We start from the raw sequence: 24,857 nt of genomic DNA on the forward strand, positions 1-24,857 counted from the left end.
TCAGCCGCGCCCGGACCAGACCGGCAGCAGATCGTCCGGCGCCGGCGTCGCCGCATGGACGCCGCGCGCGACGGCGCGCGCCATGGTGGTGCCGGCGGCCGCGTATAGGTCTATCGCTTCGTCGGGCGAGGGCACGATCCCGCTCCGGCCCGTCGCCAGCGCGAAGACGAGGTCGCCGTCCATCGGGGTGTGCGACGGCCATGTCGCGCGCGCGAAGCCGTCATGGGCCGAAATCGCCAGCCGCTTGGCGGCAGCCTTGGTCAGCACCGCATCCGTCGCGATCACGGCGATGGTGGTGTTGGCCCCGGCCGCCGCATCCCGGATTTTCAATATGATGTCGTTGGCGTCCGGGGGCAGGGGAGATGGAAGACCCAGTCCCCCGAACTCGTCGCCGATCTCGAAGGGCGCCGCCCAGAAATGGCGTGACCGGCCGACCGTGACGGAGCCGACCGGATTGACCGCCGCCAGCGCACCGATGGTGACGCCGTTGTCGAGAAGCGTCGAGGCCGAGCCGAGCCCGCCTTTCAGGCCGGCCGTCGTCGCGCCCGTGCCGGCGCCCGCCGTGCCGATGGCGAAATCCAGCGCCGCGGCTTCCGCCGCCGCATGGCCGAGCTCGCGATAGGGCGGATAACGGCCCCAGTCCTTGTCGCCGCCATTGATGAGGTCGAACAGGATCGCGGCGGGCACGATCGGGATCAGCTGGTCGCGCACGGCGAAGCCCACGCCTTTCTCGCGCAGCGCCGCCTGTACGCCCGAAGCGGCGTCCAGCCCGAAGGCCGACCCGCCGGAAAGCACCACCGCGTTGACCGCCTCCACGGTGTTGTGCGGCTCCAGAAGGTCGGTTTCCCGCGTGCCCGGCGCGCCGCCCAGCACCTGTACCGCCGCCACTGCCGGCTCCTCGCACAGCACCACCGTCACGCCCGATTTCAGCTTCGCGTCGTCGGCGTTGCCGACTTTCAGCCCGGCCACGTCGGTGATGAGGTTCCTTGCGCCGGTGCGGAACATCACTCGCCCTCCGTTGGAACGAACCGCGCGCCGTCGAAGCGGAACAGCCGGTAGGGGTTGGGCGTGAGATTGCCCTTGGGATCGAAGCGGACCGGGCCGATGGCCGTCTTGAACTCCTGCCCGTCCAGCGCCTGCATGAGCGGCTTGCCGGAAGTCCCGGCCGCCTTGGCGATCTCCAAGGCCGCGTAGGCGGGCAGGGCATAGCCTTCCGGCTGCACATGCGCGGCGGCGAAGGCGTCAAGCACGCCGCGGTCCGCCACGTCCCGCCATTCGGGCGCGGCGATCATCAGCGTCCCGGCCGCATAGGCCGTTCCGCCGGACGCCGTGCGCAACGCCTCGCCGCCGGCAAAGACGATGTCGGCGCCCAGCTTTTGCGCGTCGCGCGTCATGATCGCCACATCCGCGCCGTCGCCGCCGACGAACACATGCGTCGCGCCGGCCTTCCGCAGCCGGCCGACAAGTCCGATCTGGTTGTCGAGGTCGGGCCGGTAGGTGTCCACGAAGACGGGCTTGAGGCCGGCGTGCTCGGCCGCCGCGCGCACGGTTTCTGCGATGTCGCGCCCGTAGATCGTGCCGTCGTCGACGATCGCGAACAGTTCGTCGCCCCAGATTCTGGTCAGAATGGCGGCCGCCGCGTTGCGCTCGTCGTCGTCGCGCGGCGCGAGCCGAACCACCGGCCAGCCGGTCTTGTCGCGCCGGTCGGTCAGGCCGTCGGCGCGTACGCCGACGGTGATGACCGGGACGCCTGCATCCTTCAGGATCGGCAGTGCCGCCTCGATCGCTTCCGTGCACAGGAAGCCGACGACCATCTTCACCTTGGCGTCTACGAAGCTCCTGGCGGCGGCCGCGCCTCCGTTGGCGGTGCAGGCATCGTCGGCGACGGTCAGTTGCACCCCGCCGGCATCGGCCGCGACCTTCGCGCCGGCCGCGACCTGCCGCCCGAGCAGGGAGGCGGACCCCGAAAGCGGCGCCGCGACGCCTATCGCGGTCGTTTCGGCTGCGGCTGTCCTTGCGCAGAGAAGCCCGAGGGCGAGCACGGCAGATAAGGCGATGATTCGCATGCGGCTAAGCTGTTCTCCTGCGAAGCGCGGCTCGTTGCAGCGCCAACTGGTAAAGGCAGGCTCCCGCGCGCGCAACATGCGAATTCGAGCCCGCCGCCCGGTAACCTGGCCCTAACGATGGCCGAAGGGATTGCATTGTGGGGCGGAATGCGCCGTCATATATAGCGGTAGGTATCATCTGGAAGAAAACCGTGCTGCAGAAGAACGACATCGGGCCGCAGGCCTATCGTGACGCCATGGCGCATTTCGCCGGCCATGTGCATGTGGTGACCACGGATGGCCCCGGCGGGCGGCGCGGCGCCACCATCATCGCTGCCTGCTCGGTATCGGACAGTCCGCCGATGGTGCTGGCCTGTCTGAACCGCGAGAACCCCAAGAACGAGCCTTTCCTGGTCAACGGCAAGTTCGCCTTGAACACGCTGTCGTCGCACCATCAGGCGCTTGCCACCGCCTTTTCCGGGCTCAACGGCCTGTCGCCGGACGAGCGTTTCGCGCTGGCCGAATGGGATGTCATCTCCACCGGCGCGCCCACGCTCAAGGATGCCTTGGCGGTGTTCGACTGCGAACTGGTCGACACCAAGGACCTGGCCACCCATCGTGTGCTTTTTGGCAAGGTGACAGGCCTGCGCATCGGCGATAACCTCAAGCCACTGATCTATCACGACCGCGCCTACCACAATCTGTGAGCGGATAGCGGCGGTCATGGAGACGAGATGACCGGGCTGAAGCCGCGTCCCGCGCCGCGCACCATCGATGAAACGCTCGACCTCCTGACCGGCGCCGACTATGTGGCGGACCGTTCGCTGGCGACCGTGCTGTTCCTGTCGCTGCGCATGAGGCGGCCGCTCTTCCTCGAGGGCGAGGCCGGCGTCGGCAAGACCGAGATCGCCAAGGTGCTGGCCTCCGCGCTCGGACGCAGGCTGATCCGCCTGCAATGCTACGAGGGCCTGGACGTTTCCTCCGCCGTCTACGAGTGGAACTACGCCGCCCAGATGATCGAGATCCGCATGGAGGAGGCGGCCGGCAAGGTCGATCGCTCCGACATGGAGAAGAACGTCTTTTCCGAGCGCTATCTCATCCGCCGCCCCGTGCTGGACGCGCTGACCGGCAAGCCGGGCGCCGCCCCGGTGTTCCTGATCGACGAGCTCGACCGCACCGACGAGGCGTTCGAGGCGTTCCTCTTGGAAATCCTGTCCGATTTCCAGGTGACGGTGCCGGAACTCGGCACCATCAAGGCCGAGGAGCCGCCCATCGTCATCATCACCACCAACCGCACGCGTGAGATCCACGACGCCCTGAAGCGCCGCTGCCTCTATCATTGGGTGGACTATCCCGACGCCGCGCGCGAACTGGAGATCGTGCGCCGCAAGGTGCCGGACGCCAACAGCCGGCTTTCGGCCGAAGTGGTCGCCTTCATCCAGAAACTGCGCCAGATCGACCTGTTCAAGGCTCCGGGCGTGGCCGAAACCATCGACTGGGCGGGCGCGCTGACCGAGCTGGACAAGGTGGCGCTTGACCCCGAGACCGTGTCCGACACCATCGGCGTGCTCCTGAAATACCAGGACGACATCGCCCGCATCGAAGAGGGCGAGGGCCGCCGCATCCTCGGCGAGGTCAAGGCCGAGCTCGCGGCGGCGGAGTAGGACCTTGCCGGCATGGTTTGAACTGGCTCCCGTCCCCGTCCTTTCCCCGCAAGCGGTGAGGGGCGAGCGGCACCTTACCCTCTCGCTTGTGGTGAGGATCGCTGACGGAGATTCGCGGCAGCAGATCGGAGGAAGCGGGGTAGGGGCCGTTTTCGCCTGCGTGCGCAATGGGGCACCCCCACCCCGGCGCTTCGCGCCGACCCTCCCCACAAGGGGGAGGGTAAACGCGGCAGGGAAGTTCCAGTGACGAACCCCGTGGACGGCCGCATCGCCGACAACATCGTCTATTTCGCCCGAGCGCTGCGCAAGGCCGGCATGCGTGTCGGTCCCGCCTCGGTGAAGGACGCCATCGAGGCCGTGCTGGCGGCGGGCATCGGCTCCCGCGACGATTTCTACTGGACGCTGCATTGCGTGCTGGTGACGCGCCATGAGGACCACGCCACCTTCGACGAGGCCTTTCGCCTGTTCTGGAAATCGCGCGAGCTGATCGAGAAGATGCTGGCCATGTTCTCGCCCGTCGCGCTGGACAGGCGCGAGAAGCAGAAGCCGCGCCCCGCCGAAAGCCGGGTCGGCGAGGCGATGTTCGAGGGCCGGCAGAAGGACCGGCCGCCGCGCGACATTCCCGAGGTCGAGGTGGACGCGCGCTTCACCGTTTCCGGCGACGAGGTGCTGCGCGGCAAGGATTTCGCGCAGATGACGGCCGCCGAGCTTTCGGCGGCGCGGCGCGCCATCTCCGAACTGCGCCTGCCCTTCGACCAGGTCACGACCCGCCGCTTCCGGCCAGACCCGCGCGGCCGCCGCATCGATCCGCGCGCCATGATGCGCCAGGCGGCCCGCACCGGCAGCGGCCTGATCCTGCCGAAATTCCGCTCGGCCCGGCAAGTGCAGCCGCCGCTGGTGGTGCTGGCCGACATTTCCGGCTCCATGAGCCAGTACAGCCGCATCTTCCTGCATTTCCTGCATGCGCTGAGCGAAAAGCGCCGCCGCACCCACGCCTTCGTCTTCGGCACGCGGCTCACCAACCTGACGAGGCAATTGCGCAACCGCGATCCCGACCAGGCGCTGGCCGACTGTTCGGCCGCGGTGAAGGACTGGTCCGGCGGCACGCGCATCGGCGACGCGCTGGCCGAGTTCAACCGGCTGTGGTCGCGCCGCGTGCTGGGGCAGGGCGCGGTGGTGCTGCTCATCACCGACGGGCTGGAGCGCGACGACGTGGGCGAGCTTGCGCGCGAGATGGAGCGCCTGCGGAAATCCTGCCGGCGGCTGATCTGGCTGAACCCGCTGCTGCGCTTCGACGGTTTCGAGGCCCGCGCGCGCGGCGTCAAGGCCATGCTGCCGCATGTCGACGAGTTCAGGCCGGTGCACAATCTGGAGGCCCTCAGCGATCTGTGCGCCTCGCTCGGCGGGCGCTCAGGCGGCAAGGTCGATCCGCGCCGCTGGCTGGAGGCTGGCATGGGGCGTGCGGCATAGCTATCTATAGCGAGGGTGGAGGTTAGGTCATGGAACACAGCACCTCTCTGGACGAGGCCCGCGATCCGCTGCTCATCGCCGAGGGCTGGAAGCAGGAAGGCCGCGACGTCGCCATCGCCACCGTGGTGGAAACCTGGGGCTCCGCGCCGCGCCCGGCCGGCAGCCATCTGGTCATCGACGCGGAAGGCAATTTCCACGGTTCCGTTTCCGGCGGCTGCGTCGAGGGCGCGGTCGTCACCGAGGCGCTCGACGTGCTCGAAAGCGGCAAGGCCAGGATGCTGGAATTCGGCGTCGCCGACGAGACCGCATGGCGGGTCGGCCTGTCCTGCGGCGGCCGCATCAGGGTCTATGTCGAGCGGCTCGGTTGACATGTCGAGCGGCGGGACAGTCATGTGTATTGCGGGAAGGTCGGCGCTCTATGTGAAGCGCACGAAAAGCCGAGTGCTTGGCTTGTCGAACGAAAAACACCGGCCTTGCCACAGCAGGGCCGCATCCGGCAGGCCACCGAGGGGCGACCCGACACCAGACTTGGCGGCAAGGAGTGACATGTTCTGATGGACCTCCAGCTTCTCCGGACCCTCAACGCCGACCGACGCGCCCGCCGGGCCGTGATCCAGCTGACCGATCTTGGCGACGGCACCTCCCGTCTCGTCCATGAGGGCGACCGGCTGGAGGGCGAACTCGGCAAGGCGATCGCTTCCGCCTTCCGCACCGGACGTTCCGGTTCGGCCGAGGTCGAAGGCCGCAGCTATTTCCTGAACGCGCATCTGCCGCATCCGCGCTTCGTGCTGGTCGGCGCGGTCCATATCAGCCAGGCGCTGGCGCCGATGGCCCGCATCGCCGGCTATCCGGTCGAGATCATCGACCCGCGCACGGCCTTCGCCACGCCGGACCGTTTCCCTGACGCGCCGCTCGATGCCGAATGGCCGCAGGACGTGTTCAGCCGCCGCCCGCTCGATTCCTATTGCGCGCTCGCCGCCCTGACCCATGATCCGAAGATCGACGATTTCGCGCTGAAGGCGGCGCTCGAGGCCAACTGCTTCTATGTCGGCGCGCTCGGCAGCCCCCGGACCCACGGCCGGCGCGTGGAGCGGCTTCTGGCCGAAGGCGTCAGCGCCGAACGGATCGAGCGCGTCCACGCGCCGATCGGGCTCAACATCGGCGCCGCCAGTCCCGCCGAGATCGCGGTCGCGGTGCTGGCCGAGGTGATCCGGGCATTCCGCTCGCGCGGCCTGGATGCCAAGGAGCAGGTGGCGTGAAGTTCGGGCCGGTGCCGCTGGACGAGGCCGAGGGCGCCATCCTTGCGCATTCGACGGTGGTCGGCGAAAGGCGCCTGCGCAAGGCCACGCGCCTGGGCGCCGAGGACATCGACGCCTTCCGCGCGGCCGGCGTGCGCGAGATCGTGGTCGCCACGCTTGCCGACGACGACGTCGGCGAGGACGAAGCGGCAGGGCGTCTGGCGGCCGCGCTCGGCTTTACCGGCATCGAGGCCCGCCCGCCCGCCACCGGCCGGGTGAACCTGCACGCGACGGTTTCCGGCGTCTTCACCGTGGACAAGGACCTGATCGATTCCATCAACATGGTGGACCCCGACATCACCGTCGCCACCATGCCGCCCTTCGCCCCGATGATCGAGGGCCAGATGGTGGCCACCATCAAGATCATCCCCTTCGCCGTGCCGGAAGCCATGCTGCAGCGCGCCATCGAGCTTGCCCGCCGCCGCGAAGCGTTCCGTATGCACCCCTACACGCCGTTGAAGGTGGGTGTGGTGCAGACCGTTCTGCCCTCGATCAAGGCCAGCGTGCTCGACAAGACGCTGCGCGTCACCGAGGAGCGCATCGGCCGCACCGGCAGCACGATTTCCGGCGAGATACGCACGCCGCATGCCGCGCCCGAAGTCGCGCGGGCCATCGAGGACCTCGCCGGCGAGAGCGACATGGTGCTGGTGTTCGGCGCATCGGCCATGAGCGACCCCGACGAGGATGTGATCCCCGCCGCCATCCGCGCCTCCGGCGGTGTCGTGTACCGTTCGGGAATGCCGGTCGATCCGGGCAATCTCTTCGTCCTGGGCGAGCGCGAGGGCAAGCCGGTGCTCGGCGCGCCGGGCTGCGCCCGCAGCCCCCGGCTCAACGGTTTCGACTGGGTGCTGGACCGCCTGATGTCCGGCATCCCGGTGACGCGGGAGGACATTGCCGGCATGGGCGTGGGCGGGCTTTTGATGGAGATCCCGACCCGGCCGCAGCCGCGCGAGCCCGCCGCCCCCAAAACTTCGTCGCAAGGGCAGCAGGCCAAGGTCTATGCCGTGCTGCTGGCCGCGGGCCGTTCCAGCCGCATGGGCGGCCCGAACAAGCTGATGGCCCTGTTCGACGGCAAGCCGCTGGTGCGGCGCGCGGCCGAACGGGCGCTGGCTTCGAAGGCGGACGGCGCCGTCGTCGTCACCGGGCATCAGAAGGAGCGGGTGCGCGAAGCGCTGGCCGGGCTTCCGCTGCGCTTCGCGGACAATCCCGATTTCGCCGACGGACTTTCGACCTCGCTCAAGGCGGGGATCGGGGCTGTGCCGCAGGACGCATCCGGCGCGTTGATCGTGCTGGGCGACATGCCGGGCGTTTCGAGCGCCGATCTCGACCGGCTGATTGACGCCTTCCGCAAGGCCGGTGGCGGCGCTGTCGTGCGCGCTTCGCACGAGGGCAAGCGCGGCAATCCGGTGATCCTGCCGCGCGCGCTCTTTCCGGCCGTCTCGCACCTGGAGGGCGACACCGGCGCGCGCCATCTCATCGAGACCGGCGGCCTGGACGTGATCGACGTGGAGATCGGCAAGGGCGCCGCCATCGACGTCGATACGCCCCAGGCGCTGGAGGCTGCCGGCGGCGTGCTGCAGGATTGATCTCGCACCGTTGACAAACAGGTGCCGGTCAACGCAAGCGTTGACCATGCTCTTTGTCTCGTCACTCCCCTCTGGCCTGCCGACTGTCTCTCCCTCGAGGGGGGAGATTGGATGTCGCGCAGGCTTTCGCCAATCGCCAACGCTGCGGGCTGGAGCGAGGGGGGCGCGAGGGAATGTGGCCCTGTTCGTGCTTATACTGCTGGCGGCTTTGGCAGCAAGCTTTCAGCTAGCCGCTGCCCAATCCCTGACGCTGAAACCCTTCAAGGACGATCTCTTCGCCTATCCGGCGCTGCTGTCGTCGCAAAAGGGCAGTCTCTACCGCGTCTTCGACTATCGCGAGATGCGCGACATCAACCAGCGCGACGAGGTGCCGGAGCGGCGGGTGCACAGCCAGTACACCTCGCTCGGCGTGCGCGGCGTGCAGCAGGACCTCGCGCTGAAAACCGACGCCGGAACGGTGCGCTATATCGCGGTCGGCAAGACGGAAGGCGCGTCGGTCATCACGCTTTATCTGCACGGGCAGGGCGGATCGCGTCGCCAGGGCGCGGACGACTTCACCTTCGGCGGCAATTTCAACCGCATCAAGAACCTGATGGCCGCCAATGGCGGGCTCTATCTGTCCCCCGATTTCCCGGATTTCGGCGACGCCGGCGCGGCCCAGGTCGCGGCGCTGATCGAGCATTATGCGGCGGCTTCGCCCGGCGCGAAGATCTTCGTCGCCTGCGGCTCGATGGGCGGCGCGCTGTGCTGGAAGCTCGCCGCGCGCAAGGATACCGGCGCGCGCATCGACGGCCTGCTTCTGCTCGGCTCGCTGTGGGACGAGAGCTTCTTTTCCAGCCCCGCCTTCAAGCGAAAAATCCCGGTGTTCTTCGGCCAGGGCAGCAAGGACCCGGTGTTTCCGGTCCAGAGCCAGGAAGCCTTCTTCCGCTCCATACTGGCGAAATCTCCGGGCTATCCGACCCGCTTCGCGCGTTTCGAAACCGGCACCCACGGCACCCCGATCCGCATGACCGACTGGCGCGAGACGCTGAACTGGATGCTTTCGGCGGGCCGCTAAAACATTCTTGCAGCCAAGCGGAGCCACTTGGCGTCGCGCGAATGCGGCTGGAACGACGCTCCGGCTGGCCTATGGCGCCGTGTTGTAGTCCAGCACCGTTTGCGGGTTGACCTCGCCGTCATAGGAGGGGTCGACCTCGTATTGCACCAGCGAGAATTCGCCGTTGCGGAACAGGTAGGTGCCGGTCGTGGAGGCGTCGCCCACGCCGCGCCATTTGTCGTGCGAGATGATGGAATAGGCGGCCTGGTCGTAGTCGGCGTTGACGAGCTGGTCCACGGTGCGGAAGCCGGTGACGTTCATGTGCTCGACCTTGCCGTTGGTGTCGCCGTTCTCGTAGCGGATATCGAGTTCGGGCACGGCGAACTGCAACTGCCTCACATTCCCGGCTTCGTCGGTCATGTAGTAGACCGAGCTTTCGTTATAGGCGCCCATGGTGCAGAAGAAGCGGAACAGCCGCGCCGTCTTGTCGGGATCGTTCTCGGCCGCGGCCGCCGGCTTGTAGCGGATGCTGTAGTCCGAAGGCTCGCCCAGGACCTTCCCGCCCGGCGGCTGGTCGTCGCATTGTTCGCCGTAAGCCGCCAGGAAGGCCTTCCTGGCTTTTTCCAGCGCGGCGTCCTTCTTGGGCGGCTGGGGGCCGTCGCCGCAGCTTTGCGGCAATGCGGATTGAAAGTCCTTGTCCGAAGGCTTCAGCGCGCCCTTCTCGATGCGCATCGGCTGGAACGGCGGCGCCTGGATCGTGCCGTTGACCTGGCGCAGCGTATAGCAGCCCGCGAACACTTTCTGGCCGCCGTCCTTGCCGGTGGCGCGGATCGCGACCGGAAGGTTGAAATAGATGCTGCCGGCGGCGCCTTCCTCCGAAGGTTCGCCGGTCGCGACATCCACCTTGGCCGTGCCCTCATACCCCTTGGCGAAGCTGTCGAAATCCTTGGCCGGCTTGGTCTCGCCGAAATACTCCCAGGCGCGGGCATATTCCTGGCGGTCGATGGCGTTGTAGAGCGAGCGCACCAGCGCGGCCGGGTCGGAACGGTCGTCCAGATAGGGGATTTCCTCCGCGGCCACCGCATGTCCGCATGCGGTGGCGAGCACGGCGAAGGTCGCGGCAAGGATGCTTTTCATCACGAATCTCCGTTCGGCCCTGAAAGCCTAGCAGAGAATGCGGCATCCCGGTGGCGTCGCCCCGGCGTTAGCGGATCGACATTTCACGCGCGATGCGCGGGAAATCGGCCGGCTTGATGCGGATATCGGAACGATCGGCATTGCTCATGGAATGAAGCAACGCCAGCGCTGCGCGGTAGCGCGCCTGTTCGGTCGGGCGCGGGCGGGAAAACATCTCGGTCAAGAACCCCATGGTCCTGCTCCAGGTTGGTCCTCCCAACGGCTTTATATAGATGAATCGTGACGATTGTGCATCGCAACAGAAGCCTATTGCGGTGCGGCATATGGCCCTTGCCGCCGGATGCCTAAAATTGCCGCGCATCGCACGCATGCATTTTTAACGGCGCCGGTCTATGCTGCGGCGACCCAGAAAACGGGCGGATGCGGGAGGTCGACATAGGCACCGGAGCCAAGCAGCGGGATTTCGCCTCCTTGCTCGACGACCTTTTCGTGGCCTCGGAAACGGCTGCGGAGGAGGGCGCGGCGCGGCCGTCCATTCCCTTCGACTATCTTTCGGTGGCGGACGAACTCCACTCCGGGCGCATAAAGGTGTCCGGCGATGCCTATGCCGCGGAGTACGGCGAAGGGACCGACCTTGCCGCCGAGTTCGCGGCGCTTCTGGCCGCCGCCAATGTGACGCTTGGCGACGAGCAGCCGGAGGCGCAAGAGCCGCTGCCGCCCATCGATCCCGATTCCATCGCTGCCGAGCTTGGCCTCGGGCAGGTGAAGAAGGCGGCCGATTTCGGCCGGCTGCGCCGCAGCTTCGCCTTCTCGAACCATCCCGACCGGGTCGCGCCGCATCTCAGGCAACGCGCCATGATCCGCATGCAGGTGGCCAACATGCTGATAGACGAGGCCCGCCGCAAGGCGCTTGCCGCCGCCCGCCGTTAATCCGCCTTGCCGCCGAAGCCGGTCAGGAAGGCGGTGAGGTTATCGCCGAGCGCGTCGCACAGATAGCCGCCTTCCTGCACGATCACCGTCGGCAGCTTCAGTTCGGCAATGGCCTCGCCGATGCGGGAGAAGCCCGGCGTCGTCACCGAAAGCCCGCCGAACGGATCGCCCTCGAAGGCGTCCAGCCCCAGCGCCACCACCAGCGCGTCCGGCGCGAAGGCGCAGATGCGCCGGAAGGCCGGCTCCAGCGCCCCGAGGAACGCCTCGTCGCCGGATTTGCGCGGCAGCGGCAGGTTGAGGTTGTAGCCGAGGCCCGGTCCCACGCCGCGCTCGTCGGCATGGCCCCAGAAGAAGGGGTAGAACCGCACCGGGTCGGCATGCAGCGAAACCGTCAGCACGTCCGGCCGGGCATAGAAGATGCCTTGCGTGCCGTTGCCGTGATGGAGGTCGACGTCGAGGATCGCCACCCGCGCCGCCTGCCTGCGCAGCGCCTGCGCGGCCACAGCCGAATTGTTGATGAAGCAGAAGCCGCCGGCCACGTCCGCGAAGGCGTGATGGCCCGGCGGCCGGCACAGAGCATAGGCGGCGGGCGCGCCCGACATCACCGTTTCGGCGGCCTCGACCGCGCTCCAGGCGCTCCACAGGGCGCTTTCCCAGGTCTCGCCCGAGATCGGGCAGGCGGTGTCGGCCATGTGATAGCCGGCCTGTCCCACGGCGGAGGCGGGATAGGAGCCGCCGCGCGCGATGGGGTGGATGTTGGGGATCACCTCCTCGGACGCGCCTTCGATGCGCTGCCAGCGCACGAAGATATGTTCGAGGAAATCGAGATATTCGGGCGTGTGGACCGCCGAGATCGGGCCGAGGCCATGGTCGCGCGGCCGCTCGATGGTGCAGCCGGCGGCCCTGGCGCCGGCCTTCAGCCGCTCCACCCGCTCCGGCTGTTCCGGGTTCGGCTTCTGTGCGCCGCTGGACAGGAACATCTTCGGGTCGTGGCGCTTCTGCTCGTCGGCATAGAAGGCTTTCATTCGTGCTCCTCGTCATTCTTGGCGAAGGCGCGGAACGCATCGCCGGCGATCCTGTGCACCTGATCGTCGCCCTGATGCGCGATGCCGATGCGTTCGTAGAACCGTTGCGCAGCCAGGTTGCCGGTGTCCACCGCCAGTTCGATATAGACGCCGCCTTGCGTGTCGATGTCATGCGCCAGCCGGCGCAGCAGCTTTTCGCCGACCTTCATCCCGCGAAAGCTTTCGGCCACGAACAGGTCCTGCACGAACACGCCCGGCCGCCCGAGCCAGCTCGAAAAGATGGGGAAATACAGGCACATGCCGGCGAATCGTGAATCGATTTCCGCGATCAGCACCTCGAACGCCGCATTCTCACCGAAGCCGAAGTTGCGGATGTCGTCCGGCGTCGATTTGACCTTGTGCGGCGCGCCGATCGTCTCTGCGATGCCGCGCAGGCCGGCATGGATGTCCTCGGCATCCTCCGGCCGGGCAGGGCGGATGGTGAGCCGCGCCACTTTTACCATGCCCCTTGCAGGGAGGGTCGGACCGAAGGTCCGGGCTGGGGGCGAGGCGTTGAATCGCGACTCCGACCCCCCTCTGGCCTGCCGGCCATCTCCCCCTCAAGGGGGGAGATTGGCAGTTTCGACGCCGCCGCCCATTCTGCGACGTTGGTGATTCGCGAATACGGGCACGAAGGCTGATCTCCCCCCTTGAGAGGGGTGAGGAGTGGCCCGCGAAGCGGACGAAAAGCCAAATGCTTGGCTTTTCGAACGACGAACGACCAAGGCCATGACCGAGGGCCGGGGCCGGCAGGCCAGAGGGGGCTGAGAAGAAACGCCTTCATCTCCGTCAAAACGCCACCCGGTCGCCGCCCTTCAGCGCCAGCATTGCGCGCGCTTCGGCCGGCGAGGCGACTTCCAGCGAGAGCCCTTCCACGATGGCGCGGATGCGCTTGACCTGATCGGCGTTGGATTTCGCCAGCGCGCGCCCGTCATAGAGGCTGTCCTCCAGCCCGACGCGCACATTGCCGCCCATGGCGGCGGCCATCGAAACCAGCGGCATCTGGTGCCGGCCGGCGGCAAGCACGGAGAACCGGTATTCGTCCCCGAACAGCTTGTCGGCGATGCGCTTCATGTGGACGAGGTTTTCCGGGTCGGCGCCGATCCCGCCCAGAATCCCCAGCACGAACTGGATGAACAAAGGCCCGGAAACCAGCCCCCGGTCGCGGAAATGCGCCAGCGAATAGAGGTGGCCGACGTCGTAGCACTCGAATTCGAAACGCGTGCCGCAGCCCTTGCCGAGCTTGTCGAGGATCGCCTCCATGTCGGCGAAGGTGTTCTTGAAAATGGTGTGCCGGGTGGCTTCCAGGAGCTTCGGCTCCCAGTCGTGCCGCCACTCGCGCGGCTTGTCGAGAATGGGAAACAGGCCGAAATTCATCGAGCCCATGTTGAGCGAGCACATTTCCGGTTCCGCTTTCAGCGGCGCGGCGAGCCGTTCGTCCAGCGTCATCAGCGACGAGCCGCCGGTGGTGATGTTCACCACCGCGCCCGTCGCCTGCTTGATGCGGGGCAGGAACTGCATGAACACCGCGGGATCAGCGGTCGGCCGCCCGTCCTGCGGATCGCGGGCGTGCAGGTGCAGGATCGACGCACCCGCCTCCGCCGCCGCGATCGCCTCCGCGGCGATCTGGTCCGGCGTCACCGGCAGGTGCGGCGACATGCTCGGCGTATGCACCGAACCGGTGACCGCGCAGGTGATGATGACCTTCCTTGCCGCCATTTTCTCCCTCAGCGGTTCAGCATTCTAGCTGTTTACCGGCAGCTTGAGTTCGGCCGCCAGCACTTCCAGCGTGTCGCCCAGCAGTCCCATGATCTCGCCGATCTGCGCGCGCGTGACGATGAGCGGCGGGCAGACCATGAAGTTGTCGCTTTCGGGACCGCCCTTCACCCGTCGCGAGTAGACGATGAGACCGCGCTCGAACGCAAGATCGATCAATCGCACATTGGCGTTCAGCTCGCGCGGCAGCGGCACCTTCTCGACCGGATCGGCATAGAGTTCGGCGCCCAGCAGCAGGCCCTTGCCGCGCACGTCGGCCACGAAGGGGAAGCGCCGTGAAAGCCCTTCCAGCTCCTGCCTGAGCACCGCGCCCATTTCGGCGGCGTTGTTGATGAGGCCGAGCCGGTCCGTCTCGGCGAGCACGGCGACGCCGGCCGCGCAGGAAACCGGGTTGGCGCCATAGGTGTGGCCGTGCAGGAAGCCGCCCATCTCCAGAACCGGCCCCACCACCTTTTCCGTTGCCGCCAGCGCGCCGAGCGGCGTGTAGCCGGACGACAGGCCCTTTGACAGCGAGATGATGTCGGGCCGGCAGTTCCAATGGTCGCCGCCGAGGAATTTTCCCGTGCGGCCGATGCCGCTCATTACCTCGTCGTGGATCAGCAATATGCCGTATTTGTCGCAGATCTCGCGGATGCGGCGATAATAGCTGTCGGGCGCCACCAGCGCGCCGGTCGCGGCGCCGCCGATCGGCTCCATGACGAAGGCGACGACGCTTTCCGGGCCTTCCGACAGGATCGTCTCCTCCAGCATGTCGGCGTAGCGCAGCCCGCGCTGCTCGGGGGAAAGGTTGTCGCGGTCGCGGTGCACGAAGGGGGCCGGCACCAGCGGCATCGGGTGGCCCATCTGCGTGAAAGCTTCGGTCAGCACGCCGTCGCCGGTCACGCCGAGCGAGCCGGTGGTGATGCCGTGATAGGACGGAATGCGGCCGATGATCTTCCAGCGCTTCGGCTGCCCGGTGGCCACCGCCCATTGCCGCGCCAGCTTCAGGCAGGCCTCGACCGCCTCCGACCCGCCCGACACGAAATAGATGCGCTCCATGCCTTCCGGCAGGCGCTCGCAAAGGTCCTGCGCGAGCCGGATGGCCGGCTCGTTGTCGAAATGGATCGGATAGGCGAACGAAACGCGCTCCATCTGCCGCGCCATGGCGTCGATGACGGCGCGGTTGCCGTGGCCGATATTGACGTTCACCGCCCCGCTGGACCCGTCGATGAAGCGTTTGCCGGTCTTGTCCCACATGTAGATGCCGTCGGCGCGGTCGACGACCGGGCGGGGCAGGCGGGTGAAATGGAACAGGTGGGGGGTGATTCCCGCAGTGGCGATCATGGCTTCGCCGGCTCCCCGGATATTCCTCTCCGTCCTACCGGTCCCGGCCCTCGGCTATGGCCTTGGTCGTTCGTCGTTCGAAAAGCCCATTTGGGGACTTTTCGTTCGCTTCGCGGATCACTTCTCACCCCCCTTAAGGGGAGAGATTGGCCGTCCCGACCGTTTGCGCCGATCTTCAGGATTCGGGATGACGTTGAAACCGCTGATCCCCCTTGAGGGGAAGATGTCCGGCAGGACAGAGGGGGGTGAAAGTGAAGCAAACCCATTTTCTCCTGCTAATCTCTAGCGTCTCAAAAAACGATCCAGCACGTTTGTCGTCACCTGTTCGACCATGGCGTCGCGGCGCAGCAGCCCGGCCACCCATTCGCAGCTTCCGGCATGGAAGACCTCGCCCTTGCCGCGCGGGAAATTGACGATCATGCCGTTGGCGCGCTTCACCTTGTCGAGATTGGCGTCGCTTGCCGTGCCGTAGAGGATTTCTGCCGAGAAGCGGCCGTCCTCGTCGCCGAGGAACTGGTCCTCGGCCGCCATATCGGCGCTTTCCTCGACCTGGCTGGCCATGCCGGCCGCCAGTATCTGCAAGCCTTCCGGCGCATCCCTGTCGGTGGCGTATGGCAGGCCGCCGCGGATCTCGTGCTCCAGCCCGTCCACCTCGTAGCCGAAGATGTGGCTCTCGGCCCCCAGCACGTCGCCGTAATAGAGCCCCGTGCCGGCGAAGGCCCAGTGTTCCGGCCGGTAGATCGGGAAACCGCGCGCGCCGCGCGGCGCGCAGCCGCCCCAGCCGGCATAAAGGCCGCGCGTGGCGTTCAGCCCGAAGGTCGCGGCACCCGGACGCCCGATCTCCCCGGCTTCCCACGAGGTGGTGGCGCGGCGAATGTCGCCCTGGCCGTAGACCGGGTCTTCGGCCCGGGCCCGGTATTTGTAGCAGACCTGCCGGCGACCCTCGTCCTCCAGCCGCGTCTGCCACATGAAATTGCCGGCGAAGCGCGCCGCATGCCCGCCGTTTTCGACATAGGCGTCCACGGCGTCCCGCATGTCCCATGTCCAGTATTCGTCATGGCCGACGAACACGACGCAATCGTAGCCTGCGAGGATTTCGGGCGAGAAATGCAGCTCGTGCTGGCTGGCGAGGTCGATTTCATAGCCGGCGCGCTCGGCGAAGCGGAAGAAATGCCCGTCATAGCTCGCCCAGCCGGCGGACGCGTATTTCTTGGAATGGCCGGTGGCGTAAGCCCATTCCATGTGCGGATAGCGCGGCGCGGTGTTCGGCGGCATCGCCACCTCCAGCGGCACGCGCGGCGCTTCCGGCGGCAGCACCACGAAGCCCCGGCACCACGGGCGCTGGGTGGAGACGAGCGGCGAATACTGGTCGCGGTTCGGGCCGGTGATGCCCTGATAGTGGTTCGAGCCGCCCCAGGTGTTGTAGGCGAGCCAGGTGCCGGTGGCCGCCACCTGCAGAATGCGGCCTGGCTTCCGGCCCGGCTGCGGCGCGACGATGAAAAGGTGATGGCAGCGGATCGGCCCGCCGTCGCGCCCTTCGGCCGTCAGCGTGACGCGATAGGCGCCGGACGGCCAGTCTTCGCCGATGCGGAACTCGAACGCCGCCTCCCAGCCGCAGCCCTCGGCCGAGCACTGGTCGGGCGTATCCTGCCAGCGCGCGGCGATGCCCTTGGCCTCAAAGACCTTTTTCTCCGCCGCGCCGTCGCGCACGATCTCCATGCTGAAATCCGGCGCCGTCGAGCTGACATGCAGCAGCACCTTATCGCCGGCCGGATAGGAAAAGCGGTCGGTGTAGCACCAGATTTCGCCGCGCCCGCCGTCCATGCCCGGCCATTCGTAATAGTGGCCGCGCACCGCCTCGCGGCGCTGTTCCGGCGTCAGGCCGAAATCGGGGAACTCTGTCGGCAGATGGACCATGAGCACCGGCGGGTCAGGAGGATCGCCGGCATTTCAGCGGGCCGCCCGTGCGGCGTCAACCGGAAACCATCGGGCCAGCCGCGTCGCGCTTGGCCTTGGCGGCGAAAGGCCGTATCCATGGCCGGTATCGTTTCGGGAGCCGGCATGCTGAGGGTGGTGAAGGTCAAGGTCGACGACATCTACGTGCCGACGGCGCGGCGCAAGACCCTGCATCCCGAGACCGTGCGGCACCTCGCCGAAGACATCGTCGAAAACGGCCTGAAGATGCCGATCCAGGTGCGCCATGACGGCAAGCGCTACGTGCTGGTCGAAGGCCTGCACCGGCTCGAGGCCATGAAATGGCTCGGCGAGGATGCCATCGACGCCTATCTGGTGCAGGCGCGCAGGCACTGACGGGCGCACATTGCGGCCACGCGAAAAAAATGCCCGCACCGGGACCGGAAGGCTCGCGCTGTGCGGCCGGGGCAGGCGACCCGAAGAGCCCTTGATTTGACTGGGTTTTGATCCTTTGCCGGCTGCCTTCCTGCCCGATCGGGCAGGGCGGTGCCTCAAAAAAAATCGCCGGATGCCGCAAGATAGCCGCCGAACCATCATTGGCGAGCCACGATCGGCGTCCTATCTTATGGCTACCCGGGCGGGTAGGGCTCGCTGCGAGGAGGCCAGATATGATCGAAGCTACGCCGAAACTGGACGAATTGCTGAGGGACCCGGTGATCAAACTTGTGATGGCCAGCGACGGCGTGCAACCCGACGAGGTGCGTCTTCTCCTTGAGCGCGCCCGCGAACGCGGGAACGAGATCGGCCCCATGTTGCCGCCGGCCCACATGATCGGCGAAAGCCACTGCGCCAACTGGTTCTGCGGCTGACGCCTCGCGCCGGCTTCTCGCGCAGCAGGCACCCGACAGATCGGAGGCCCGCCCGAAAGGGCCGGGCCTCTTCTGATTCCACGGCCGGCCTGCGGGATCGATTCCGCCGCGGGCCCGAGAACCGGCCGAGCTTCACCGTTGCCACGCCCCGTTTCCGGTCTGGCCGTTGTTCAAAGAGCGCTTCTCCCCGGCCGAAAGCGGGGCCGGGAGAAGTAGGAAGCGGGCGCCTGGTTCGGTGCCTCTGATTGGTAATTTTATGGCGCCTTGCCAGGCGCCCGCCGGCGTTTTTCGGCTCACCCGTCTCCCGGCGGGATGACCAGATTGTCACCCAGGCCCGCACCAGCGACATACGGATGCTCGCTTCCGCCGAAACGGAAGTCTGGAGACTCCGGGCTGCCCTCCGCTTCGTCGGCCACGTTAGCCGCTTCCCCGGAGCACCGGTTCCTCCCCACGTCCCGCCGTCGCGACACCGCGTTCCCGCAGGAGAAACTGCGACGGAGTATGGGGGGAGGGCGGAAGGCGTGGACAAAAACGCGCGCTGTTTTTGCAAACGCCGTGTGGTTTCAACGGGTTGGGCAAAGTGCATGAGCGGATTATCCCACATATTATGCTTTGCATCGCCATGCCCTGCACTGCTTGTTCTAGGTGGCCAGATTCTGCACCCTCTCGCGTTGGCCACTGTTCAGGCATGGATTCCCGACACTCTGCGCTCGTTTCACTCGCTTCGAGGCCGGGAATGACGGATGTAAATTACGGCAGCGGCTAACTGCCAACGCTGAAAAAAGCGGAAACGAAGCGCAGAACTGAGGGGGACTAGAACGAAGATATCGAAGGCGGACAGCATCTCCTCTGTCATTCTCGGCCTCGAGTGAGCGTAGCGAACGAAGAGTGTCGGGAATCCATGCCTGAACGGCAGCGCAGTGCAGATGATATACCTATATACTACTGTACGTCGATTACCCGATGGCAGTATCACTTGGTCTGTCGTCTGTCGAATGATCGCCAGATTCATTCTCTTGGATTCTTTGAATGCGCTTCTCAATATCTAGTGCTAAAAGAGTGGCCAATTGTCGGACGCTTTCAGCGTTCTGAGCCACGAATAATTCGCCTGTCCGAAGGGACAGTATTGCCCTTCGAAATGCATCTCCATTTTGAACAAATAAGCCTAATACGCCGATTGCTTCTCTGAGCCTGGGCTTTGGATTTTGTGTGTTCCATATGTGAACGCGTGTTGGTGTCCCTTCAATCTCCAGTTCGAAGTTGGGCTGAAATTTTACCTGAAATAACCCAGAGGGACTAGGAATATTTTCAATGTCGGATATACGCGTGACGCTTCGACCATCAAGCCACTTGATAAAACGCTTCAGAGCTTCGCCAGCATCGCGCCGTTCCGCTGGCCTTTTTATTGCTTGTATAGCGGCTTGCGTCTCAATCCATGTCGACATATTCGCCGCATGATTTGAAGCTATACGTCTCATCTCTTTATAATAGTCATAACGACTATCACTCGGCTGTAATCGTTTTTTGATTTCGGTGTCTCTTGGTTTCGAATTCAGCGAGAGCAATTTGAGGTACGCGGAAGTGCCAAAATTCAGCATCGTTTTTTCCTCTGGAGTGCTGAGTTTCCGCCTCGACACTAAAATCCGACTCCCCATATAAGTCACCTTGTCACAGGAGGAGTGTCGAACTCTTTCGCCCCGCAGCGGCTTGCTTCGTTTGCGGTATCCAAAGCCGATCCGATTGGGTCGGCTTTGGTGTTTTTGGGTCGCGTGGCGACTTAAAGATTTAATCCCTATTTCAGCTTTTGTTCTTTTTGCTCTTTCGGCCCGATCTTGCGACCGGGCCGAGCATGTTGCGGTTTAAAATCTCAGCTTTTTACGAGCACCCGCTCGTCGCGCCGCAGGTGTCGCACTTCTCGCAGGTTCCGTTGCGCACCATCGTGAAATTCTGGCACTCGGAGCACATGTTGCCGGTGTAGCCCTGCATGATCGCCTGGTTGCGGCGGGCGGCGGCCAGCGCCTTGGCGTCGGTGGCTTCCTTCTGCGCGGCGTCGCTGAACAACTCGGTCGCGGCGTCGGCCTCGTCCTGCTCCGCCTCTTCCACCAATTCGCGCGCCCGCTCCTCATAGTCGCGCTTGAAGGCGGTCGCTTCCTCGGCAAGCCCCGCCGTCGCCGGCTTCAGCGCCGTGGCGCCGGCCGAGATCGGGTGCACGTTGGAGGCATAGGGCGCCGCGCGGGCAGGGGTGGCTGAAGGCGCCGCCCCGCCGCCGAAGCCTTTGGGCTCGCTGCCCGAACCGCTCACCAGCTTCACCGGGGAAACGCCGCGCGTCAGCCCCTTGGAGAAGGCAAGCGCCTTGCCTTCGGTGATGCCCTTGCCCAGCGAGGTGTTGGAGAAGTCGGTGTCGACATGGGCGAGGTCGTTGCGGCCGAGATAGGAGATCGCCAGCTCGCGGAACACATAGTCGATGATCGACGTGGCGCTCTTGATGGCGTCGTTGCCCTGCACCATGCCGGCCGGCTCGAACTTCACGAAGGTGAACGCCTCGACATATTCCTCCAGCGGCACGCCATATTGCAGGCCGAGCGAGATGGCGATGGCGAAGTTGTTCATCATGGCGCGGAAGGCGGCGCCTTCCTTGTGCATGTCGATGAAGATCTCGCCGAGACGCCCGTCGTCGAACTCGCCGGTGCGCAGATAGACCTTGTGGCCGCCCACGATGGCCTTCTGCGTATAGCCCTTGCGGCGGTTCGGCAGCTTCTCGCGGTCGCGCACCACCTTCTCGATGATGCGTTCCACGATCTTTTCCGTCACCGCCACCGCCTTGGCGGCGGCCGGCGAGGCCACCAGCGCCTCGACCGCGTCGTCCTCGTCCTCATCCTCGTCGGCGATCAGCGAGGCGTTCAGCGGCTGCGACAGCTTGGAGCCGTCGCGGTAGAGCGCGTTGGCCTTCAGCGCCAGCTTCCAGGACAGCATGTAGGCATTCTTGGCGTCCTCGACCGTCGCCTCGTTCGGCATGTTGATGGTCTTGGAGATGGCGCCCGAGATGAAGGGCTGGGCCGCCGCCATCATGCGGATGTGGCTTTCCACCGACAGGTAGCGCTTGCCGATCTTGCCGCAGGGATTGGCGCAGTCGAACACCGGATAATGCTCGACCTTGAGGAACGGCGCTCCCTCCAGCGTCATCGCGCCGCAAACATGGATGTTGGCGGCCTCGATCTCCTTGCGGCTGAAGCCCAGCGCCGGCAGCATCTCGAAGGAGAAGTCGTTGAGCTGCTCGTCGGTGAAGCCGAGCACGTCGCGGCAGAACTCCTCGCCCAGCGTCCATTTGTTGAACACGAACTTGATGTCGAAGGCGCTCTTCAGGGCGCCGTTCAGGGCCGCGATCTTCTCGTCGGTGAAGCCTTTCGCCTTGAGCGTCGAAGGGTTCACGCCCGGCGCCTGGTTCAGATTGCCGTGGCCGACCGCGTAGGCGTCTATCTCGGCGATCTGGCTTTCGGAATAGCCGAGCGTGCGCAGCGCTTCCGGCACCGCGGCGTTGATGATCTTGAAATAGCCGCCGCCGGCCAGCTTCTTGAACTTCACCAGCGCGAAGTCGGGCTCGATGCCGGTGGTGTCGCAGTCCATGACCAGGCCGATCGTGCCGGTCGGCGCGATCACGGTGGCCTGCGCGTTGCGGTAGCCGTGGACTTCGCCGAGCTCGATGGCGCGGTCCCAGGCGGCGCGGGCGTGCGCGACCAGCTCCTTCTGCCACACATGCTCCGCTGCCAGCGGCACCGGGTTGACCGACAGCTTCTCGTATCCATCCTTATCGCCGTAAGCGGCGCGGCGATGGTTGCGCATGACGCGCAGCATGTTGGCCGCGTTGCGGTCATAGTCCGGGAAGGCGCCCAACTCGCCGGCCATCTCGGCCGAGGTGGCGTAGGCGATGCCGGTCATCAGCGCCGTCAGCACGCCGCACAGGCCGCGGCCTTCCTCCGAGTCGTAGGGAATGCCGGAGGTCATCAGCAGGCCGCCGATATTGGCGTAGCCGAGGCCGAGCGTGCGGTAGTCGTGCGAGAGCCTGGCGATCTCCTTGGACGGGAACTGCGCCATCATGACGGAGATTTCGAGCACGATGGTCCACAGGCGCACGGTGTGCTCATAGGCCGCGATGTCGATGGTGCCGTCGGCATTGCGATAGGGCAGCAGGTTGATCGAGGCGAGGTTGCAGGCCGTGTCGTCCAGGAACATGTATTCCGAGCACGGGTTGGAGGCGCGGATCGCGCCGGCGGCCGCGCAGGTGTGCCAGTCGTTCATGGTGGTGTTGAAGTGCAGGCCGGGATCGGCCGAGGCCCAGGCGGCGTAGCCGATCTTCTCCCACAGGTCGCGGGCCTTCAGCGTCTTGTGGACCTTGCCGTCTATGCGGCGGATGAGGGACCAGCTTTCGTCCTTCTCCACCGCGCGCAGGAAGTCGTCCTTCAGCGACACGGAATTGTTCGAATTCTGGCCGGAGACGGTGAGATAGGCTTCCGAATCCCAGTCGGTGTCGTAGGTGGAGAACTCGATCGCCGTGTAGCCCTGGCGCGCGAACTGGATGACGCGCTGGATGTAGTTCTCCGGAACGGCGCTTTTCTTGGCCGCCTTGATCTCGCGCTTCAGCGCCGTGTTGACGGCCGGATCGAAGCAGTCGTCGTCTTGCCCTTCGCAGTTCACGCAGGCGCGCATGATGGCTTCGAGGTGCTTCTTGACGATCTTGGAGCCGGTGACGAGCGCGGCCACCTTCTGCTCCTCCTTCACCTTCCAGTCGATGAAGGCCTCGATGTCGGGATGGTCGGCGTCGACGATCACCATCTTGGCGGCGCGGCGCGTGGTGCCGCCCGACTTGATGGCGCCAGCGGCGCGGTCGCCGATCTTGAGGAAGCTCATCAGGCCCGACGACTTGCCGCCGCCCGAAAGCCTTTCGCCTTCGCCGCGCAGCATGGAGAAGTTGGAGCCGGTGCCGGAGCCGTATTTGAACAGGCGCGCCTCGCGCACCCACAGGTCCATGATGCCGCCCTCGTTGACGAGGTCGTCCTGCACGCCCTGGATGAAGCAGGCATGCGGCTGCGGATGCTCATAGGCCGACTTGGACTTGGTCATCTTGCCGGTGAACGGATCGACGTAGAAATGGCCCTGGCCGGGGCCGTCGATGCCGTAGGCCCAGTAGAGGCCGGTGTTGAACCATTGCGGCGAGTTCGGCGCCACGCGCTGGGTGGCCAGCATGTAGGCCAGTTCGTCGCGGAAGGCGGCGGCGTCTTCCTCCGTGCCGAAATAGCCGCCCTTCCAGCCCCAGTAGGTCCAGGTGCCGGCCAGGCGGTCGAACACCTGGCGCGCGTCGGTTTCGGAGCCGTAGCGCTCGGCCTCGGGCAGTTCGGCAAGGGCCGCCTCGTCGGGCACGGACCGCCACAGGAAGGAGGGAACGTCGTTCTCCTCGATCTTCTTCAGGCGCGCAGGCACGCCCGCCTTGCGGAAATATTTCTGGGCGAGAATGTCGGCCGCGACCTGGGAGAACTGCGCCGGGACGTCGATGTCGTCCAGGCGGAACACCACGGAGCCGTCGGGATTCTTGATCTCCGACAGAGCCTTGCGGAACTCGATCGTCGCGTACGCCGACTGTCCTTGCTTGGTGAAACGCCGCTCGATGCGCATCGTGCCTGTCCTTTTCCGTCTATATATAGCGCTTTTCGCCGGAGATTTCCGCAATCCGCCGCTTTAAGCGCAGGTCCGCCTTGTCCGGCCGCGAAAATGGGGCCGGGTCTCATATCCGCGACGCGCGCCCGCCACCGCCGGCCCCTCGTAAAGGCCCATTCGCGGCTGGAAGACGACCCCTCGCGGGCCCCTCTGACTGATACTTTTTCTCAAAACCCTCCCAGGAGGGAGGTTCACATTATCTAGTGAAAACGATGCCTGCAAACGCTAAATATAGTGTTAACAGACAATTTATTCCAGTCCTTGATTTCCGTTCCGGCCGTCCGGATTCCCACAGGCCCACCCTCTCCGCCGCTCGCGCAGGCGGGTGAAACAGATCGGGCAGGACACACAGGTTCCGGGAAAAAGACCGGGCTCGAAACTTTCCGGCCACGCCCTCAACAGGAGCGCATGGCCCATAAAAAGCGACTCGGTTTGACCCGTCAAGGGTTCGTTCTTGCAGATTTTATGACCCCAATATCTTGTGTGTCACTAATGTGGATAACGGGGAGAAAAATCGGTGGAAGCAACGCGGGCGAGCTCGATATTTTGCCGGCTCCCGCCTTGTCTGTTCGCCGCATATCGCTAAAACGCCCTTGGGGGAAATAGTGCTGAGGAGCGACGCTCGTCGTTCCTCGGGGGGTTGGCCATTGAAAGCCTATTTCGTCCGCAAGGCCGCCGATCGCGAGGTGGTCGGATTGTTCGTCGCCGCTTCCACGCCCGCTCTGGCTTCACTCGTCGACGAGTGCTGCGACCCTGCCGAATGCGAATATGCGCCGGCTTCGGCAGGCGGCCTGATGGTCGCCGGCTCGACTGCCGTCCGCTGGCCGGTGCCGGGCGAAAGCGGCGAGACGGGGCTCGAGGAAGCCGTCTTCACGCAGCAATGGGATGACGATCTCAGGGGCGTGGGCGGCGACCTGGACTGGAAGCCGCTGGCACCGGCCGCGGCAAGGATGCTGCGAACGCTCGGCAGGCGCGGCGGCTGACGGCGAGGGGCCCGCAAACGCAGCGAAACATCCGGGCCGTCCGCACGGCCTCC

At 65.8% G+C, this 24,857-nt stretch carries 22 protein-coding genes; 11 read left to right on the top strand and 11 right to left on the bottom strand.

Annotated elements, in window-relative coordinates:
• Together QU595_RS05525 and QU595_RS05530 are read right to left on the bottom strand one after the other, a co-directional pair.
• Entirely contained in the window at positions 1-1,005 is a 1,005-nt protein-coding gene (locus QU595_RS05525) for a P1 family peptidase (protein WP_315919676.1), read from the bottom strand.
• On the bottom strand, positions 1,005-2,066 hold the full coding sequence (locus tag QU595_RS05530; protein ID WP_315919677.1) for a branched-chain amino acid ABC transporter substrate-binding protein: 1,062 nt from the start codon (positions 2,064-2,066) through the stop codon (positions 1,005-1,007). The genes QU595_RS05525 and QU595_RS05530 overlap by 1 nt, the downstream gene beginning before the upstream one ends.
• Positions 2,067-2,257: 191 nt before the next feature.
• On the opposite strand from QU595_RS05530, the gene QU595_RS05535 reads away from it, so the two are divergent.
• From QU595_RS05535 to QU595_RS05565, 7 genes are all read left to right on the top strand, one after another.
• Positions 2,258-2,752, top strand: a complete 495-nt coding sequence (locus QU595_RS05535; RefSeq protein ID WP_315919678.1) for a flavin reductase — start codon at positions 2,258-2,260, stop codon at positions 2,750-2,752.
• Positions 2,753-2,779: 27 nt separating this feature from the next.
• Entirely contained in the window at positions 2,780-3,709 is a 930-nt protein-coding gene (locus tag QU595_RS05540; RefSeq protein WP_315919679.1) for a MoxR family ATPase, read from the top strand.
• 243 nt (positions 3,710-3,952) lie between these two features.
• Positions 3,953-5,179 (top strand): VWA domain-containing protein, encoded by a 1,227-nt coding sequence (locus QU595_RS05545; RefSeq protein ID WP_315919680.1) that lies wholly within the window; start codon positions 3,953-3,955, stop codon positions 5,177-5,179.
• Positions 5,180-5,208: 29 nt separating this feature from the next.
• A complete protein-coding gene (locus QU595_RS05550) occupies positions 5,209-5,547 on the top strand; it encodes an XdhC family protein (protein ID WP_315919681.1) in 339 nt (112 codons plus the stop codon).
• 186 nt (positions 5,548-5,733) lie between these two features.
• On the top strand, positions 5,734-6,438 hold the full coding sequence (locus QU595_RS05555) for an XdhC family protein (protein WP_315919682.1): 705 nt from the start codon (positions 5,734-5,736) through the stop codon (positions 6,436-6,438).
• A complete protein-coding gene (locus QU595_RS05560) occupies positions 6,435-8,063 on the top strand; it encodes a molybdopterin-binding/glycosyltransferase family 2 protein (RefSeq protein WP_315919683.1) in 1,629 nt (542 codons plus the stop codon). Before QU595_RS05555 ends, QU595_RS05560 begins: the two co-directional genes overlap by 4 nt.
• Positions 8,064-8,238: 175 nt before the next feature.
• A complete protein-coding gene (locus QU595_RS05565; RefSeq protein WP_315919684.1) occupies positions 8,239-9,120 on the top strand; it encodes an alpha/beta hydrolase in 882 nt (293 codons plus the stop codon).
• Positions 9,121-9,189: 69 nt separating this feature from the next.
• Here the strand turns inward: QU595_RS05565 and QU595_RS05570 are convergent, their stop codons facing one another.
• Both QU595_RS05570 and QU595_RS05575 read right to left on the bottom strand, forming a co-directional pair.
• On the bottom strand, positions 9,190-10,236 hold the full coding sequence (locus QU595_RS05570; protein WP_315919685.1) for a DUF1176 domain-containing protein: 1,047 nt from the start codon (positions 10,234-10,236) through the stop codon (positions 9,190-9,192).
• A gap of 67 nt (positions 10,237-10,303) precedes the next feature.
• The gene (locus QU595_RS05575; RefSeq protein WP_315919686.1) at positions 10,304-10,468 is read right to left on the bottom strand and encodes a hypothetical protein; all 165 of its coding nucleotides are present in this window, start codon (positions 10,466-10,468) and stop codon (positions 10,304-10,306) included.
• 188 nt (positions 10,469-10,656) lie between these two features.
• On the opposite strand from QU595_RS05575, the gene QU595_RS05580 reads away from it, so the two are divergent.
• The gene (locus QU595_RS05580) at positions 10,657-11,166 is read left to right on the top strand and encodes a hypothetical protein (protein ID WP_315919687.1); all 510 of its coding nucleotides are present in this window, start codon (positions 10,657-10,659) and stop codon (positions 11,164-11,166) included.
• Here QU595_RS05580 and QU595_RS05585 read toward each other — a convergent pair.
• From QU595_RS05585 to QU595_RS05605, 5 genes are all read right to left on the bottom strand, one after another.
• Positions 11,163-12,191 carry a histone deacetylase family protein gene (locus QU595_RS05585; protein ID WP_315919688.1) on the bottom strand — a complete coding sequence of 343 codons (1,029 nt, stop codon included), beginning with the start codon at positions 12,189-12,191 and terminating at the stop codon, positions 11,163-11,165. The two genes, QU595_RS05580 and QU595_RS05585, sit on opposite strands and share 4 nt — an antisense overlap.
• Positions 12,188-12,694 (bottom strand): GNAT family N-acetyltransferase, encoded by a 507-nt coding sequence (locus QU595_RS05590; protein WP_315919689.1) that lies wholly within the window; start codon positions 12,692-12,694, stop codon positions 12,188-12,190. The genes QU595_RS05585 and QU595_RS05590 overlap by 4 nt, the downstream gene beginning before the upstream one ends.
• Positions 12,695-13,019: 325 nt before the next feature.
• The gene (locus tag QU595_RS05595; RefSeq protein ID WP_315919690.1) at positions 13,020-13,949 is read right to left on the bottom strand and encodes a 3-keto-5-aminohexanoate cleavage protein; all 930 of its coding nucleotides are present in this window, start codon (positions 13,947-13,949) and stop codon (positions 13,020-13,022) included.
• A 24-nt stretch (positions 13,950-13,973) separates the two neighbouring features.
• The gene (locus tag QU595_RS05600) at positions 13,974-15,329 is read right to left on the bottom strand and encodes an aspartate aminotransferase family protein (protein WP_315919691.1); all 1,356 of its coding nucleotides are present in this window, start codon (positions 15,327-15,329) and stop codon (positions 13,974-13,976) included.
• Between the two features lie 282 nt (positions 15,330-15,611).
• Positions 15,612-17,246: a N,N-dimethylformamidase beta subunit family domain-containing protein gene (locus QU595_RS05605; RefSeq protein ID WP_315919692.1), complete on the bottom strand. Its 1,635-nt coding sequence runs from the start codon at positions 17,244-17,246 to the stop codon at positions 15,612-15,614.
• Between the two features lie 144 nt (positions 17,247-17,390).
• Here QU595_RS05605 and QU595_RS05610 point away from each other — a divergent pair, with 144 nt between their 5' ends.
• Positions 17,391-17,639, top strand: coding sequence for a ParB N-terminal domain-containing protein (locus QU595_RS05610; RefSeq protein WP_315920720.1), 249 nt, complete (start codon positions 17,391-17,393; stop codon positions 17,637-17,639).
• Positions 17,640-17,911: 272 nt separating this feature from the next.
• A complete protein-coding gene (locus QU595_RS05615; RefSeq protein WP_315919693.1) occupies positions 17,912-18,112 on the top strand; it encodes a hypothetical protein in 201 nt (66 codons plus the stop codon).
• 956 nt (positions 18,113-19,068) lie between these two features.
• Here QU595_RS05615 and QU595_RS05620 read toward each other — a convergent pair.
• Positions 19,069-19,710, bottom strand: coding sequence for a hypothetical protein (locus QU595_RS05620; protein ID WP_315919694.1), 642 nt, complete (start codon positions 19,708-19,710; stop codon positions 19,069-19,071).
• Positions 19,711-19,987: 277 nt separating this feature from the next.
• Positions 19,988-23,779: a vitamin B12-dependent ribonucleotide reductase gene (locus QU595_RS05625; RefSeq protein WP_315919695.1), complete on the bottom strand. Its 3,792-nt coding sequence runs from the start codon at positions 23,777-23,779 to the stop codon at positions 19,988-19,990.
• 689 nt (positions 23,780-24,468) lie between these two features.
• Between QU595_RS05625 and QU595_RS05630 the strand changes: the two genes are divergently transcribed.
• Entirely contained in the window at positions 24,469-24,804 is a 336-nt protein-coding gene (locus tag QU595_RS05630) for a hypothetical protein (protein WP_315919696.1), read from the top strand.
• Positions 24,805-24,857: the final 53 nt, after the last annotated feature.

The organism is Mesorhizobium sp. SP-1A (assembly GCF_032460275.1).
Lineage (GTDB): Bacteria > Pseudomonadota > Alphaproteobacteria > Rhizobiales > Rhizobiaceae > Mesorhizobium.

Excerpts from the sequence above, each read along its gene's own strand:
- QU595_RS05525 (WP_315919676.1), bottom strand. The coding sequence starts at position 1,005 with ATGTTCCGCACCGGCGCAAGGAACCTCATCACCGACGTGGCCGGGCTG.
- QU595_RS05530 (WP_315919677.1), bottom strand. The coding sequence starts at position 2,066 with ATGCGAATCATCGCCTTATCTGCCGTGCTCGCCCTCGGGCTTCTCTGC.
- QU595_RS05540 (WP_315919679.1), top strand. The coding sequence starts at position 2,780 with ATGACCGGGCTGAAGCCGCGTCCCGCGCCGCGCACCATCGATGAAACG.
- QU595_RS05550 (WP_315919681.1), top strand. The coding sequence starts at position 5,209 with ATGGAACACAGCACCTCTCTGGACGAGGCCCGCGATCCGCTGCTCATC.
- QU595_RS05555 (WP_315919682.1), top strand. The coding sequence starts at position 5,734 with ATGGACCTCCAGCTTCTCCGGACCCTCAACGCCGACCGACGCGCCCGC.
- QU595_RS05570 (WP_315919685.1), bottom strand. The coding sequence starts at position 10,236 with ATGAAAAGCATCCTTGCCGCGACCTTCGCCGTGCTCGCCACCGCATGC.
- QU595_RS05575 (WP_315919686.1), bottom strand. The coding sequence starts at position 10,468 with ATGGGGTTCTTGACCGAGATGTTTTCCCGCCCGCGCCCGACCGAACAG.
- QU595_RS05580 (WP_315919687.1), top strand. The coding sequence starts at position 10,657 with ATGCGGGAGGTCGACATAGGCACCGGAGCCAAGCAGCGGGATTTCGCC.
- QU595_RS05585 (WP_315919688.1), bottom strand. The coding sequence starts at position 12,191 with ATGAAAGCCTTCTATGCCGACGAGCAGAAGCGCCACGACCCGAAGATG.
- QU595_RS05590 (WP_315919689.1), bottom strand. The coding sequence starts at position 12,694 with ATGGTAAAAGTGGCGCGGCTCACCATCCGCCCTGCCCGGCCGGAGGAT.
- QU595_RS05595 (WP_315919690.1), bottom strand. The coding sequence starts at position 13,949 with ATGGCGGCAAGGAAGGTCATCATCACCTGCGCGGTCACCGGTTCGGTG.
- QU595_RS05600 (WP_315919691.1), bottom strand. The coding sequence starts at position 15,329 with ATGATCGCCACTGCGGGAATCACCCCCCACCTGTTCCATTTCACCCGC.
- QU595_RS05605 (WP_315919692.1), bottom strand. The coding sequence starts at position 17,246 with ATGGTCCATCTGCCGACAGAGTTCCCCGATTTCGGCCTGACGCCGGAA.
- QU595_RS05610 (WP_315920720.1), top strand. The coding sequence starts at position 17,391 with ATGCTGAGGGTGGTGAAGGTCAAGGTCGACGACATCTACGTGCCGACG.
- QU595_RS05615 (WP_315919693.1), top strand. The coding sequence starts at position 17,912 with ATGATCGAAGCTACGCCGAAACTGGACGAATTGCTGAGGGACCCGGTG.
- QU595_RS05620 (WP_315919694.1), bottom strand. The coding sequence starts at position 19,710 with ATGCTGAATTTTGGCACTTCCGCGTACCTCAAATTGCTCTCGCTGAAT.
- QU595_RS05625 (WP_315919695.1), bottom strand. The coding sequence starts at position 23,779 with ATGCGCATCGAGCGGCGTTTCACCAAGCAAGGACAGTCGGCGTACGCG.